We start from the raw sequence: 14,035 nt of genomic DNA, 5'->3' as shown, positions 1-14,035 counted from the left end.
AACAAGGCCCCGGAGGCTTCGAATTGTTATCCGAATCAACCAAGCGGGCCTGGTGCACTCAGTCAGGAGGAGGAATCAACCTTCAGCCGTGGACGCCCAGGGGCATCTGTTCAGGACCTTATCCGCTCGCCAGCCGTACGATGGGGCTGGTGGCCGGACGCGGTGCTACACGGTCCGAGGGCTGTGCATCTCCACCCTGCACGTATCCCTGATAATTCGGGTGCTGCCGCGCGCTGAATCCGCAACGGGTTGCATTTTTCGCCAGCGCGATTCTGCGCTGGCGCCATTCATGTCCAAGGCAGGTATTTCCGAGGCATTCGCCATGGGTTGCGTGGAAGCGACGGGCGGGCAGAGGTACTGCGAAAAGAAGCGTGTAAGCAGGCTGGACACCGCACTTGTCGTTTATTTTCGGTCTTCTCTACACGGCGCTGGTGGCGATTCCAGGCAATTCGGTAAACTGGCGAACCCCCGTAGGACGGCCTCGCGTCCTGGAGAATTGCGAAGGTCAGTGACTGGCGCACAGCCTGATTCCACTGGCCTGCCGCTTATGGCGGCGTTCGCGACTATAGCAGCAATGATTAAGTGCTTCAATTCCATAAAAATTGTATGATTGCGCCATGACAACCAATACCTCTCCGACTTCCGGCGTCCAGCTGATTGAAGTCGCGCCGGAACTTGCCGGCCAGCGTATCGACAACTTTCTCATCACGGCCCTCAAGGGTGTGCCCAAGACCTTGGTCTATCGCATCCTGCGCAAGGGCGAGGTGCGGGTGAACAAAGGTCGGGTCAAGCCCGAGTACAAGATCCAGGCGGGCGACATCGTGCGGGTGCCGCCCGTACGGCTGCCTGAGCGCGACGAGCCAGCCCCGGTGGCCCAGGGGCTGCTGCAGCGGCTCGAAGCTGCCATCGTTCACGAAGACAAGGCGTTGATCGTGATGAACAAGCCTGCCGGGATCGCCGTGCATGGCGGTAGCGGGCTGAGCTTCGGCGTGATCGAGGCGCTGCGTCAGTTGCGCCCCGATGCCAAGGAGCTGGAGCTGGTGCATCGCCTGGACCGGGACACCTCGGGCCTGCTGATGATCGCCAAGAAGCGCAGCATGCTGCGCCACCTGCATGCTGCGCTGCGCGGGGATGGCGTGGACAAGCGCTACATGGCCCTGGTGCGCGGTCACTGGCCAACCGCGAAGAAGCAAGTCAATGCACCGCTGCTCAAGAGCAACCTGCGCTCAGGCGAGCGTATGGTCGAAGTCAACGACGAAGGCAAGGAAGCGCTGACCCTGTTCCGTGTGCTGCGCCGCTTCGGCGACTTCGCCACCCTCGTGGAGGCGCGCCCGATCACGGGCCGTACTCACCAGATTCGTGTGCATGCCCTGCATGCCGGGCACATGATCGCGGGGGACAGCAAGTATGGCGACGAGGATTTCAGTCGCGAAATCCGCGACCTGGGCGGCAAGCGGCTTTTCCTGCACGCCTACGCACTGACGGTGCCGCTTCCGGACGGTGGGGAGCTCAAGCTGGAGGCGCCCGTGGATGAAATGTGGGCCAAGACCGTGGAGCGTTTGAGTGCGCCGTGACTACACGCTGCTGATCTTCGACTGGGACGGTACCCTGGCCGACTCCGTCGGGCGCATCGTCGAGGCCATGCAGGTCGCTGCCAGGCGTGCCGGCCAAGCGCCCAGTCAGGAACAGGCCATCAAGGGGATCATCGGGCTGTCGCTGGCTGAGGCGATCCACACCCTTTATCCGCACCTGACGCATGAGCAGGTGGAGCGGTTTCGTCAGCATTATGCCGATGTCTACACGGCACTCGATCAGCAGCCTTCGCCGCTGTTCGACGGCGTCGCCGATTCGCTGGCCGCGTTTCGCGCCGAGGGCTATCGAATGGCGGTGGCTACCGGCAAGGCGCGCCGCGGCCTTGACAGGGTACTCAAGGCCAATGGCCTTGAACGGTTTTTCGATATCACGCGTGCGGCGGATGAAACGCGCGGCAAGCCGCACCCCTTGATGCTCGAACAAATACTTGATCATTGTGGTGTCGAACCGGGTCGTGCGCTGATGGTCGGAGATTCTGCGTTCGATCTGCAGATGGCCAGCAACGCAGGGATGCACTGCGTAGCCGTTGGTTATGGCGCGATGTCGCTCCAGGCGCTGGCTGAGTTCGGGCCACAGGTTTGCATCGATCACTTTGGCCAGCTGCGTCAGTGGCTGTCCGGTTCCACAGGTTCATTTTCGAGGTAGGTGAGCATGGCAGGCGAATGGAAGGCCCCCGAGGCCGAGCCCGAGGAGCGCGAGGAGCGCAAAAGTTGGAAGCTGCTGGAAAAGACCTTGCTGGCGGGTATCCAGGAGCAGCGCCGGTCGCGGCGCTGGGGCATCTTTTTCAAGCTGCTGACGTTCATCTACCTCTTTGGCATCCTGGCGCTGTTCCTGCCCTGGACCGACATGGACAAGGCTGCCTCGCGCGGTGCCAGTCATACGGCCCTTGTGGAAGTGCGAGGGGTCATCGCTGACCAGGAGGCCGCCAGTGCCGACAATATCGTCAAGGGCCTGCGCGATGCCTTCAAGGATGCCAAGACCAAGGCCGTGGTCCTGCGCATCAACAGCCCGGGCGGCAGCCCTGTGCAGGCAGGCTACGTGTATGACGAGATTCGCCGCCTGCGTGCCGAGCATCCTGGCATCAAGCTGTACGCCGTCATCACCGACCTGGGTGCGTCAGGAGCCTATTACATCGCCAGTGCGGCCGATGAGATCTATGCCGACAAGGCCAGTCTGGTCGGGTCGATTGGCGTGACGGCTGCGGGCTACGGTTTCGTAGGTGCCATGGACAAGCTCGGCGTGGAGCGCCGGCTCTATACGTCCGGTGAGCACAAGGCATTTCTCGATCCGTTCTCGCCGCAGAAGCCTGAAGAGACTCAATTCTGGCAGGGTGTGCTGGACACCACCCACAACCAGTTCATCGCCATGGTCAAGCAAGGGCGGGGCGAGCGACTCAAGGACAAGGATCACCCGGAGCTGTTCAGCGGCCTGGTCTGGTCCGGCGAGCAGGCCAAGGCGCTTGGTCTGATCGATGGCCTGGGCAGCGCCAGCTATGTGGCGCGTGAGGTGGTGGGCGAAAAGGATCTGGTTGATTTCACCGTGCAGGAATCGCCATTTGACCGTTTCTCCAAGCGCATGGGTGCCAGCGTGGCAGAGCGCCTGGCCATGTGGATGGGTTTCCAGGGCCCGCAACTGCGCTAAGGCCAGTCGCCTTTGTGGGGGCGGTGCACGCCCCCTAGCCTGGCTACGGGACGCGCACCCCTTCCAGGGCCAGCATGTCGACGAGCCGTATCAGTGGGAGCCCCACCAGGCTGGTCGCATCGCGTCCCTCGGTGCTTTCGAACAGGCTCACCCCAAGCCCCTCGGCCTTGAAGCTACCCGCGCAATCGAGGGGCATTTCCGCTGCCACGTAGCGTTCGATGCGTTCACGGTCCAGCACCCGCAACTTCACGGTAAACGGTACGCAGTCCACCTGGCACTGCCCGGTGGCGCTGTTGAGCAGCGCCACTGCGGTAAGAAACGTCACCTGGTGGCCACTGCAGGCGAGCAACTGTTCGCAGGCTCGCTCGACCGTGTGGGGTTTGCCCAGAATGTGCTCGCCTAGCACTGCGACCTGGTCCGAGCCGATGATCAAGTGGTTTGGGTGGCTGCCTGCAAGGGCTTGGGCTTTTTGCATGGCCAGGCGCCGGACCAGGTCGATTGCAGGCTCTGCTGGCTGGCGCGTTTCGTCTATGTCAGGGCTTGCCCAGGTGAACGGAAGCTGCAAGCGCGCGAGCAGCTCGCGACGATAAAGGGAACTGGAAGCCAGTAACAGTGCAAGCATGGTAAGCTCCTGATTCGGTTGAACCCATCCTATCACGCACGATGCCACCAAATTCCTTTGACAGGGGCGGGGGGCATCCCTAGAATGCTGCGCCTATGTTGAATGACCCGATTCCACCTCACGTTGACCCGCGCAAATTGGCTGATCGTGGCGTAACCCTTAGCGGTTCGCTACCACTCGCTGATTTGGAAAGACTCTGCGACCCGCTTTCCGACGATGTCGGTACGGTGCAGGCGAAGTTCGATTTTGAACGAGACGAACAGCACACCGTGGTTATCCACAGCGAGCTGGATGTCGAGGTCAAGATGGTTTGCCAGCGTTGTCTTGAGCTGGTCACCCTGCCGATCCACAGCGAGTGTACCTACGCCGTGGTGAAGGAGGGTGCGAATACCCAGTCGTTGCCGAAAGGCTATGACGTGCTGGAACTGGGCGAAGATCCATTGGATCTGCAGGCGCTGATCGAGGAAGAGCTGTTGCTCGCCTTGCCCATCGTGCCTGCTCATCATCCGGAAGAATGCCAGCAGCCGGCGGGCGCAGACGAGCCCGACTCGAGCAAGGACGAGGTATCGCGGTCCAACCCGTTCAGTGTTTTGGCGCAGTTAAAGCGTGACCCAAACGTTTAGGAGTTAATCAATTATGGCTGTTCAGCAGAACAAAAAATCCCGCTCTGCCCGTGACATGCGTCGTTCGCACGATGCCCTGTCGGAAAACGCGCTGTCGGTAGAGAAGTCCACCGGCGAAGTGCACCTGCGCCACCACGTTTCGCCAGAAGGCGTATACCGTGGTCGCAAAGTGATCGATAAGGGCGCTGACGAGTAATCCTTGTCCGCTCAGATCATCGCGATCGACGCAATGGGCGGGGACTTCGGTCCCCGCAGCATTGTCCAGGCTAGCATCGCCTGCCTGTCGGCTACCCCCTCGCTTCACCTGACCCTCGTCGGTCAATCCTCCCTCCTGGAAGAACTTGTCAGCGGCTTTTCAGCTGCCGATCGCGCGCGCCTGCAGATTCTCGATGCCGCAGAAGTGATCGGTATGGACGAGCGGCCTTCACAGGCATTGCGCGGCAAACCCGATTCATCCATGCGTGTTGCCTTGGAATTGGTGCGTGACGGCAAGGCACAGGCCTGTGTCAGCGCCGGTAATACCGGGGCCCTGATGGCGCTATCTCGCGCCGTGCTCAAGACGTTGCCAGGCATCGATCGTCCAGCCATGGTGGCTGCCATCCCGACATGCACCGGCTACTGCCAGTTGCTTGACCTTGGCGCCAATGTCGACTGCACGGCCGAGCAGCTTTACCAGTTTGCGGTCATGGGGTCGGTGGCGGCGCAGGCGCTGGGCGTGCAGCGCCCACGTGTGGCTCTGCTGAACGTGGGTACCGAAGACATAAAGGGTAACCAGCAGGTCAGGCTGGCTGCGAACCTGTTGCAAGGGGCTCGCGGCCTCAATTACGTCGGCTTCATCGAAGGTGACGGCTTGTACAAAGGGGCCGCGGACGTGGTGGTATGCGACGGCTTCGTTGGCAATATCCTGCTCAAGTCCAGCGAAGGGTTGGCCACCATGGTTGCGCAGCGTATCGAGCAGACCTTCAGGCGCGGCCTGTTGTCGCGTCTGGCGGGCGCTGTGGCCATGCCGCTGCTCAAGCGCGTGCAGGCCGATCTGGCCCCCGCGCGGCACAACGGTGCCAGCTTTCTGGGGTTGCAGGGCATCGTCGTCAAAAGCCACGGTGCGGCAGGCGTTGAGGGGTTTCAGAGTGCGATCCAGCGGGCCCTGATCGAAATTCAGGAGAACTTGCCCAGGCGCCTTCATGGTCGCCTGGAGGATTTACTCAAGTAATGTGATGCGAGCCCGCGCTTAGCGGTCTTGCCGACGAAATGCTTAAATGTGACCGCAGGGTTTCGGTCTTCATCCAAATGTTCAGATTCCGCGCCTGGCATGCGCCAGGCGCCTCTATCCGACGACAAGATCATAAGGGCTTGTTCAATGTCTGCATCTCTCGCATTCGTCTTTCCAGGTCAAGGTTCCCAGTCGCTGGGTATGCTCGCAGAACTCGGCGCCGAGAAGCCGGTGATCATCGAGACCTTCAAGGAAGCTTCCGAGGCGCTGGGTTACGACCTCTGGAAACTGGTTCAGGAAGGTCCGCAAGAGCAACTCGATCAGACTGATAAGACCCAGCCAGCCATTCTGACAGCCTCCATTGCGCTGTGGCGCCTGTGGCTCGAGGAGGGCGGCGCCAAGCCTGCATTCGTCTCGGGTCATAGCCTGGGCGAGTACAGTGCCTTGGTCGCAGCGGGCAGCATCAGCCTCAAGGACGCCGTTCGCCTGGTCGAGCGCCGCGGCCAACTGATGCAGGAAGCCGTGCCTGCCGGGCACGGTGCCATGGCCGCAATCCTGGGGCTGGACGACGCCGTCGTGGTGCAGATCTGCACCGAAGCGGCTGAAGACGAGGTCGTCAGCGCGGTCAATTTCAATTCGCCGGGCCAGGTGGTGATTGCCGGTAACAAGGCCGCAGTGGACCGGGCCATGGAGCTGTGCAAGGCAAAGGGCGCCAAGCGCGCCTTGCCGCTGGCAGTCAGCGTACCGTCGCACTGCGCGCTGATGAAGCCTGCGGCCGAACGATTTGCCGCCGCGGTCAATGCCATCGATTGGCAGGCGCCACAGATTCCGGTTGTGCAGAACGTGACAGCCGCCATCGCGCCCGATCTGGAGGCGCTCAAGCGTGATCTGCTGGCGCAGTTGTATCAGCCCGTGCGCTGGGTCGAATGCGTCCAGGCGCTGGCTGCCAACGGTGCGGTCAACCTGGTTGAGTGCGGTCCGGGCAAGGTCCTGGCTGGCCTCAACAAGCGCTGCGCCGATGGCGTAACCACCTACAACCTCAACACCCCTGACGCCATTGCCGCCACGCGTGCGGCACTGGCCTGATTTGGAGAAGCTTGCATGAGCCTGCAAGGTAAAGTTGCACTGGTCACTGGCGCCAGCCGTGGCATTGGCCAGGCCATCGCCCTGGAACTGGGTCGCCAAGGCGCCACCGTCATCGGTACTGCGACCTCGGCCTCCGGTGCCGAGCGTATCGCCGCGACCCTGAAGGAGCATGGCATTGCCGGTACCGGCATGGAGCTGAACGTGACCAGCGCCGAATCGGTTGATTCGGTACTGTCGGCCATTGGCGAGCAGTTCGGTGCGCCGACCATTTTGGTGAACAATGCGGGTATCACGCGTGACAACCTGATGCTGCGCATGAAGGACGACGAGTGGTTCGATGTCATCGATACCAACCTCAACAGCCTCTACCGTCTGTCCAAGGGCGTGCTGCGCGGCATGACCAAGGCGCGCTGGGGCCGTATCATCAGCATCGGCTCGGTGGTCGGCGCCATGGGTAACGCTGGCCAGGCCAATTATGCTGCGGCCAAGGCCGGTCTCGAAGGCTTCAGTCGCGCCCTGGCGCGTGAAGTGGGCTCGCGCGGTATCACCGTCAACTCGGTCACGCCGGGCTTCATCGATACCGACATGACCCGCGAGCTGCCAGAAGCGCAGCGCGAAGCCCTGCAGACCCAGATTCCGCTGGGCCGCCTGGGTCAGGCAGATGAAATCGCCAAGGTGGTTTCGTTCCTGGCCTCTGACGGTGCAGCGTACGTGACGGGCGCAACCGTGCCCGTCAACGGCGGGATGTACATGTAATATCGCCGGTCAATGTGACGGATTTCGTAAAAAAAGAGTCATACTGCGAGCCTAAAATCCGTTATAAAGCTGCAATCAGATTCCAGGCGGCTGGTCGTGGGACTAGGCTGGAGGCGCGTTGAGCTTGAAAAGCGAACGTTCTTCTATAAAATTAGCCACCGGCCAGCTGCCTGACATATATCCATTAGGAGTGAAAACTAGGTATGAGCACCATCGAAGAACGCGTCAAGAAAATCGTCGCCGAGCAACTGGGCGTCAAGGAAGAAGAAGTGACTAACGAGAAGTCCTTCGTCGATGACCTGGGTGCCGATTCGCTTGACACCGTTGAGCTGGTGATGGCTCTGGAAGAGGAATTCGAGACCGAGATTCCTGACGAAGAAGCCGAGAAGATCACTACCGTTCAAGCTGCCATCGACTACGTCAACAGCCACCAGGCCTAAGACGCTGTAGTCGACGCTTCTTGTCGGGAAAAACCGCACTGCCTTGACTGGCGTGCGGTTTTTTCTTTGCAAGCTTCGGCTGTCGCCGTGTCGGCTGCCAAGCCCCGCATCAAGAGCTTTTTGCCATTTCATTCCGTCCAACTGGATGCAATGGCAAGAAACTCTGTCATTAGAAAAGGAGAGTACTGTGTCGCGTAGACGCGTCGTGGTCACCGGTATGGGCATGCTATCGCCACTGGGTACGGATGTACCGAGCACGTGGCAGGGCATTCTGGCTGGCCGCAGTGGCATCGGTCCGATCGAGCATACGGATCTTTCTGCCTACTCCACCCGTTTTGGTGGCTCGGTGAAGGGCTTCGAGGTTGAGCAATACTTGTCGGCCAAAGAGGCTCGCAAGCTGGATCTGTTCATTCAGTATGGCTTGGCAGCCGGTTTTCAGGCAGTGCGCAACGCTGGCCTGGAAGTGACCGACGCCAACCGTGAGCGCATCGGCGTGGCCATGGGCTCGGGCATCGGTGGCCTGACCAATATCGAGGAGACCAGCCGTACATTGCACGACGCAGGCCCTCGGCGTATCTCGCCGTTCTTCGTCCCTGGCTCGATCATCAACATGATCTCCGGCTTCTTGTCGATCCACCTGGGTCTGCAAGGGCCGAACTACGCCATCGCCACCGCCTGTACTACCGGTACCCATTGCATCGGCATGGCTGCGCGCAATATTGCGCACGGTGAGGCCGATGTCATGATCGCCGGCGGCGCTGAAATGGCCGCCTGTGGGCTGGGCATGGGTGGGTTTGGCGCATCCCGCGCGCTTTCTACCCGCAACGATGAGCCTGCGCGGGCCAGTCGTCCCTGGGACAAAGGCCGTGACGGCTTCGTCCTGTCCGACGGGGCCGGTGCATTGGTGCTCGAAGAGCTTGAGCACGCCAAGGCGCGGGGTGCAACGATCTATGCCGAGCTCGTAGGGTTTGGCATGAGCGGCGATGCCTATCACATGACGTCGCCGCCCGAATCGGGTGAAGGTGCAGCCCGCTGCATGGTCAATGCCCTGCGCGATGCCGGCGTGCAGCCTCAGGAGGTCAGCTACATCAACGCCCACGGCACCTCGACACCGGCTGGAGACCTGGCCGAAGTGGCAGCCATCAAGCGCGTGTTCGGCGAGCATGCCTATAAGCTGGCCGTCAGCTCCACCAAGTCGATGACCGGGCACCTGCTGGGGGCTGCCGGTGCGGTGGAGGCGATCTTCAGCGTATTGGCGATCAACAGCCAGATGGCGCCGCCGACCATAAACCTGGATGAGCCGGACGAAGGCTGTGACCTGGACTTCGTGCCGCACCAGGCCCGCAGCATGCCAATCGATGTCGTGCTGTCCAATTCGTTCGGCTTTGGTGGCACCAACGGCTCCCTGGTGTTCCGCCGGTTCGCCGAGTGATGCAAAGCTGGGTCGATGGCACGCCTGCGGCTGCGATCAACCTGCACAATCGCGGGTTGGCCTACGGGGATGGTCTGTTCGAGACGTTCGCTGTACGCCATGGGCGGCCCTTGCTGCTGGATGAGCACATGGCGCGTCTGGCACTGGGCTGTCAGCGCCTGTCCATCGCCACTGACGTGGCCCTGGTGGCCGATGAGGTAAGGCGCTATGCCGCTCAGCTGGGTGAGGGCGTGGCCAAGCTGATCCTGACCCGCGGCGACAGCCAGCGCGGATATGCACCCGCGGCCGGTGTCGCGGCGCGGCGCATCCTGCAAGCCAGTCCGTTGCCCAGCTACCCAGCCGATTACGCCGACGTGGGCGTGCGCCTGTTCATGTGCCAGACCCGGCTTGGGGAACAACCTTTGCTGGCAGGGCTCAAACACCTCAACCGCCTCGAGCAGGTGCTGGCACGTTCCGAATGGCAGGACGGCGAACATGCCGAAGGCCTGATGCGTGACGGGCAGGGCAGGCTGATCGAAGGTGTCTACAGCAATCTGTTTCTGGTTAAGCAAGGCACGCTTCTTACTGCCAGGCTTGATCGTTGCGGGGTGGCAGGCGTGATGCGCGCCGCACTGCTGGCGCGGGCTAAGATGATGAACATCCCGGTGCAAGTGCGTGACCTGGCGTTCGATGAGCTCGCACAAGCTGATGAAGCATTCGTTTGCAATAGTGTCTACGGCATCTGGCCCGTCCGCGCCGCAGGCGCGCTAAACTGGCGGCCTGGCCCGCTCACCCGTACGTTGCAGGCCGTTGCCCGTACGTTACTGGAAACCTGAATTCGTGAGACGTAAATTCCTGCTGCTGCTGGAAATGTGCCTGATCGTCATGGGCCTGGCCCTTGGCTGGTCGGCCTGGAAGGTCCATTCGGTGCTGGATCAGCCTGTGCATGTGGTACAGGAGCGCCTGCTGGATGTGCCCAATGGCGCTACGCCCAATCGCATGTTCTACCGCATGCAACAAGAGGGGCTGTTAGACGACGCGCTTTGGCTCAGGTTGTACTGGCGCTTCAACATGGCCGGCGTGCCACTGCACACGGGCGAGTATCGCCTGACGCCCGGCATGACCGTGAAACAGCTTTTCGACGCCTGGCAGCGGGCGGACGTAGTGCAATACAACCTGACCCTGGTCGAAGGCTGGACGTTTCGCCAAGTGCGCGCGGCCGTGGCCAAGCACGAAAAGATCAAGCAGACCCTCGATGGCCTTTCCGATGCCCAAGTCATGGAAAAGCTGGGTCACGCTGGCGTTTTCCCGGAGGGCCGCTTCTTCCCGGACACCTATCGCTTCGTGCGCGGCATGAGCGATGTGGAGCTTCTGCAGCAAGCCTACATGCGCCTGGAAGAGGTGCTGGCGCGTGAATGGGCCGAGCGCGCCCGCGACCTGCCGTACCGCGACCCCTACCAGGCACTGATCATGGCCTCGCTGGTGGAAAAGGAAACCGGTATTCCACAAGAGCGCGGGCAAATCGCTGGCGTATTCGTCCGCCGCCTGCGCCTGGGCATGATGCTGCAGACCGATCCGACGGTCATCTATGGCATGGGCGAGCACTACAACGGCCGCATCACACGCGCTGATTTGCGCCAGCCAACGCCTTACAACACCTACACCATGACGGGGCTGCCACCAACGCCTATTGCAATGGTCGGGCGTGAGGCCATCCATGCGGCGTTGAACCCGGCAGATGGCACTAGCCTTTATTTCGTTGCGCGCGGTGATGGTAGCCACGTTTTTTCCGATGACCTGGACGACCACAACTCTGCTGTGCGTGAGTTTCAGCTCAAGCGTCGGGCCGATTACCGTTCAAGCCCTGGCACCGCGCAGCCGACTCCCTCGGACGATGCAGCGCCGTCTGGTTCATCTCAAGTGCCTGGGGCGGGAGCATCGGATGATCCATCTGCTCCAGCCGCTGCGCCTGGACAGGGCAAGGTAGATAGCGATCGGACGACCGAACCGTCGGCGCTCGACGCCCCCCAATAAGGACTGTTTGTGAGCGGCTTGTTTATTACATTGGAAGGCCCCGAAGGCGCGGGCAAAAGCACTAACCGGGAATACCTGGCTGCCCGGCTGCGCGAGCAAGGGCTGGACGTGGTGCTGACCCGCGAGCCAGGTGGCACGCCACTGGCTGAAAAGATTCGTGAGCTGTTGTTGTCGCCGAGCGATGAAGTCATGCACGCCGATACTGAGCTTTTGTTGGTGTTCGCTGCGCGCGCTCAACACCTTGCACAAGTGATCCGCCCGGCGTTGGCGGGTGGGGCGGTGGTGCTGTGTGACCGGTTCACAGACGCTACTTACGCCTATCAAGGAGGCGGGCGCAGCTTGCCCGTCGAGCGTATCGCGACGCTTGAGCAGTTCGTGCAGGACGACCTTCGTCCTGACCTGACCCTGGTGTTCGATCTGCCCGTCGAAGTAGGCCTGGCCCGCGCTGCAGCGCGAGGGCGGCTGGACCGGTTCGAGCAGGAAGGGCAGGCGTTTTTCGAAGCGGTCCGCCGCGCCTATCTGGATCGCGCAGCCGCGGCGCCACAACGCTACACGCTGCTGGATGCATCGCAGCCGCTGGCGGACGTCCAGCAAGCGTTGGACAGGCTGCTGCCAGGTATCGTGGAGCGCTGCCGTGGCTGATGCCTACCCTTGGCAGCAGACACTGTGGGAGCAACTGGCTGGCCGCGCCCAGCATGCCCATGCCTATCTGCTGCACGGCCCGAAGGGGATAGGTAAGCGTGATCTGGCCGAGCGCCTGATGGCGCGGCTGCTGTGCCAGCGCCCTAATGGCACCCTGGCTTGCGGCCAGTGCAAGTCCTGCCACCTGCTCAAGGCCGGTAGTCACCCCGACAACTTCATGCTTGAACCTGAAGAGCTGGACAAGCCGATCAAGGTGGACCAAGTCCGCGAACTGGTTGCCTTCGTCGCTCAGACCGCGCAGTTGGGTGGGCGCAAGGTGGTCATGATCGAGCCTGTCGAATCCATGAACGTCAACGCGTCCAATGCGCTTCTCAAAAGCCTTGAGGAGCCTTCCGGCGACACGGTGCTGCTGCTGGTGACCCATCAACCCAGCCGCTTGCTGCCTACCATCAAGAGCCGGTGCCAGCAGGTTACCTGTCCTCTGCCGACCAAGGCCCAGAGCCATGCCTGGTTGGCCAGCGCCTTGCCGGAGACCGATCAGGCCCGGCGCGACGATCTGTTGACCTTGTCTGCCGGTTCGCCGCTGTTGGCCCTGAGTCTTCATCAGCAAGGCGTGCATGAACAGCGTGCCCTGGTGACCGAAGGCGTAAAGAAGCTGCTCAAGCAGCAGCAATCGCCCAGCCAGTTGGCCGACGCATGGACAGCCGTGCCGTTGTTGATAGTGTTCGATTGGTTTTTCGACTGGGCCCAGTTGATCCTGCGCTACCAGTTGACCGAGAACGACGATGAGCTTGGCATGGCCGATATGCGCAAGGTGGTGCAATACCTTGCGCAAAAGAGCCGTCCGGCCAAAGTCCTCGAGGTCCAGGCCTGGATCCTTGAGCAGCGTCAGAAAGTGCTGGGCAAGGCAAACCTGAATCGTGCTTTGCTGATCGAATCGTTGCTGGCCCATTGGCTACAATTGCCAACTGGGCGCTGACTTTAATTCTTATCCGTGTGTGTACCCATGCTTGTAGATTCCCATTGCCATCTTGATCGCCTTGACCTCAGCGCCCATGGGGGTTCGCTCGATGCTGCCTTGCAGGCGGCGCGCGCTCGTGGTGTCGGGCACTTCCTGTGCATCGGTGTCAGTGCCGAAAATGCAGGCGCAGTCAAAGCCTTGACCGAGCAATACAGCGATGTGGATTGCTCGGTAGGCGTTCACCCGCTGGACCTGGCGCCGGGTGCGGCGCCTGCCTTGGACTGGCTGTTGACCGAATTGGCTCATCCCCATGTGGTGGCGATCGGTGAAACTGGCCTGGATTACCATTACGAGCCGGAAGCTGCCGAGTTGCAGCAGGCCTCATTTCGCTTGCACCTGGAAGCTTCGCGGCAGACGGGAAAACCGGTGATCGTGCATACCCGAGCGGCCCGTGCCGATACCTTGGCGCTGTTGCGTGAGGCGAACTTGTCCCAGGCAGGCGTTCTGCACTGCTTTACCGAAGACTGGGAAATGGCCAAGGCGGCTTTGGATCTTGGGTATTACATTTCGCTTTCGGGGATCGTCACATTCCGTAATGCCGAGGCGTTGCGAGATGTGGCGCGGCAGGTGCCGGCGGATCGGCTATTGGTGGAAACCGACTCGCCATATCTGGCGCCTATTCCTTATCGGGGTAAACCCAACCTGCCCCAATATGTGCGGGAAGTGGCTGAATATGTGGCCTCATTGCGGTGTGTCAGTTATGAGCAGTTGGCTGAGCAGACCACTACAAACTTTAAGCGGTTATTTCCGTTGGCAAGGGTTCGCTAGGGCGCGTACCCTAAGTTAACGTCGCAGTTGCAGTTGCAGTTGCAGTTGCAGTTGCAGTTGCAGTTGCAGTTGCAGTTGCAGTTGCAGTGGCTTTTGCTTCTAAGTGCACGGTAGCTCAGGCGCCGCAGATCGCGACTTCAGGAGGCCGAGCGCAGGGCTTGCGGAGGGAGGTGACAGGCATGGATGCC

The 14,035-nt window shown here is 61.3% G+C and carries 16 protein-coding genes; 15 read left to right on the top strand and 1 reads right to left on the bottom strand.

What is annotated here, in order from left to right:
- Nucleotides 1–617 precede the first annotated feature (617 nt).
- The 3 genes from rluC to FS767_RS12405 are packed head-to-tail and all read left to right on the top strand — an operon-like array spanning nucleotide 618 to nucleotide 3,234.
- The gene (gene rluC, locus FS767_RS12415) at nucleotides 618–1,574 is read left to right on the top strand and encodes a 23S rRNA pseudouridine(955/2504/2580) synthase RluC (protein WP_058605749.1); all 957 of its coding nucleotides are present in this window, start codon (nucleotides 618–620) and stop codon (nucleotides 1,572–1,574) included.
- Nucleotides 1,564–2,238 (top strand): HAD family hydrolase, encoded by a 675-nt coding sequence (locus FS767_RS12410; RefSeq protein ID WP_144965900.1) that lies wholly within the window; start codon nucleotides 1,564–1,566, stop codon nucleotides 2,236–2,238. Before rluC ends, FS767_RS12410 begins: the two co-directional genes overlap by 11 nt.
- Before the next feature lie 6 nt (nucleotides 2,239–2,244).
- Nucleotides 2,245–3,234: a S49 family peptidase gene (locus tag FS767_RS12405; protein ID WP_144965898.1), complete on the top strand. Its 990-nt coding sequence runs from the start codon at nucleotides 2,245–2,247 to the stop codon at nucleotides 3,232–3,234.
- Between the two features lie 43 nt (nucleotides 3,235–3,277).
- Here the strand turns inward: FS767_RS12405 and FS767_RS12400 are convergent, their stop codons facing one another.
- On the bottom strand, nucleotides 3,278–3,856 hold the full coding sequence (locus tag FS767_RS12400; RefSeq protein ID WP_144965896.1) for a nucleoside triphosphate pyrophosphatase: 579 nt from the start codon (nucleotides 3,854–3,856) through the stop codon (nucleotides 3,278–3,280).
- Nucleotides 3,857–3,951: 95 nt separating this feature from the next.
- Between FS767_RS12400 and FS767_RS12395 the strand changes: the two genes are divergently transcribed.
- From FS767_RS12395 to FS767_RS12340, 12 genes are all read left to right on the top strand, one after another.
- A complete protein-coding gene (locus tag FS767_RS12395; protein WP_033728387.1) occupies nucleotides 3,952–4,479 on the top strand; it encodes a YceD family protein in 528 nt (175 codons plus the stop codon).
- A 13-nt stretch (nucleotides 4,480–4,492) separates the two neighbouring features.
- Entirely contained in the window at nucleotides 4,493–4,675 is a 183-nt protein-coding gene (gene rpmF / locus FS767_RS12390) for a 50S ribosomal protein L32 (RefSeq protein WP_008096416.1), read from the top strand.
- Nucleotides 4,676–4,678: 3 nt separating this feature from the next.
- Nucleotides 4,679–5,689 carry a phosphate acyltransferase PlsX gene (plsX, locus tag FS767_RS12385; protein ID WP_144965894.1) on the top strand — a complete coding sequence of 337 codons (1,011 nt, stop codon included), beginning with the start codon at nucleotides 4,679–4,681 and terminating at the stop codon, nucleotides 5,687–5,689.
- A 147-nt stretch (nucleotides 5,690–5,836) separates the two neighbouring features.
- On the top strand, nucleotides 5,837–6,775 hold the full coding sequence (gene fabD / locus FS767_RS12380) for an ACP S-malonyltransferase (protein WP_144965892.1): 939 nt from the start codon (nucleotides 5,837–5,839) through the stop codon (nucleotides 6,773–6,775).
- Nucleotides 6,776–6,790: 15 nt separating this feature from the next.
- The gene (gene fabG / locus FS767_RS12375) at nucleotides 6,791–7,531 is read left to right on the top strand and encodes a 3-oxoacyl-ACP reductase FabG (RefSeq protein WP_058605744.1); all 741 of its coding nucleotides are present in this window, start codon (nucleotides 6,791–6,793) and stop codon (nucleotides 7,529–7,531) included.
- 203 nt (nucleotides 7,532–7,734) lie between these two features.
- A complete protein-coding gene (gene acpP / locus FS767_RS12370; protein WP_027914361.1) occupies nucleotides 7,735–7,971 on the top strand; it encodes an acyl carrier protein in 237 nt (78 codons plus the stop codon).
- Between the two features lie 187 nt (nucleotides 7,972–8,158).
- The gene (gene fabF / locus FS767_RS12365) at nucleotides 8,159–9,403 is read left to right on the top strand and encodes a beta-ketoacyl-ACP synthase II (RefSeq protein WP_023533084.1); all 1,245 of its coding nucleotides are present in this window, start codon (nucleotides 8,159–8,161) and stop codon (nucleotides 9,401–9,403) included.
- Nucleotides 9,403–10,218 carry an aminodeoxychorismate lyase gene (pabC, locus tag FS767_RS12360; protein WP_144965890.1) on the top strand — a complete coding sequence of 272 codons (816 nt, stop codon included), beginning with the start codon at nucleotides 9,403–9,405 and terminating at the stop codon, nucleotides 10,216–10,218. Before fabF ends, pabC begins: the two co-directional genes overlap by 1 nt.
- A 4-nt stretch (nucleotides 10,219–10,222) precedes the next feature.
- On the top strand, nucleotides 10,223–11,416 hold the full coding sequence (mltG, locus tag FS767_RS12355; protein ID WP_256674269.1) for an endolytic transglycosylase MltG: 1,194 nt from the start codon (nucleotides 10,223–10,225) through the stop codon (nucleotides 11,414–11,416).
- Nucleotides 11,417–11,425: 9 nt separating this feature from the next.
- Nucleotides 11,426–12,058 carry a dTMP kinase gene (tmk, locus tag FS767_RS12350; RefSeq protein ID WP_058637692.1) on the top strand — a complete coding sequence of 211 codons (633 nt, stop codon included), beginning with the start codon at nucleotides 11,426–11,428 and terminating at the stop codon, nucleotides 12,056–12,058.
- On the top strand, nucleotides 12,051–13,037 hold the full coding sequence (locus FS767_RS12345) for a DNA polymerase III subunit delta' (protein ID WP_144965888.1): 987 nt from the start codon (nucleotides 12,051–12,053) through the stop codon (nucleotides 13,035–13,037). The genes tmk and FS767_RS12345 overlap by 8 nt, the downstream gene beginning before the upstream one ends.
- A gap of 27 nt (nucleotides 13,038–13,064) precedes the next feature.
- Nucleotides 13,065–13,847: a TatD family hydrolase gene (locus tag FS767_RS12340; protein ID WP_058637691.1), complete on the top strand. Its 783-nt coding sequence runs from the start codon at nucleotides 13,065–13,067 to the stop codon at nucleotides 13,845–13,847.
- Nucleotides 13,848–14,035: the final 188 nt, after the last annotated feature.

Origin of the sequence: Pseudomonas sp. DE0010 (genome assembly GCF_007680745.1) — a bacterium.
Taxonomy (GTDB): domain Bacteria; phylum Pseudomonadota; class Gammaproteobacteria; order Pseudomonadales; family Pseudomonadaceae; genus Aquipseudomonas; species Aquipseudomonas parafulva_B.
Note: the sequence above shows the minus strand (reverse complement) of the source record. Positions and strands in the feature narration are given on the sequence as shown.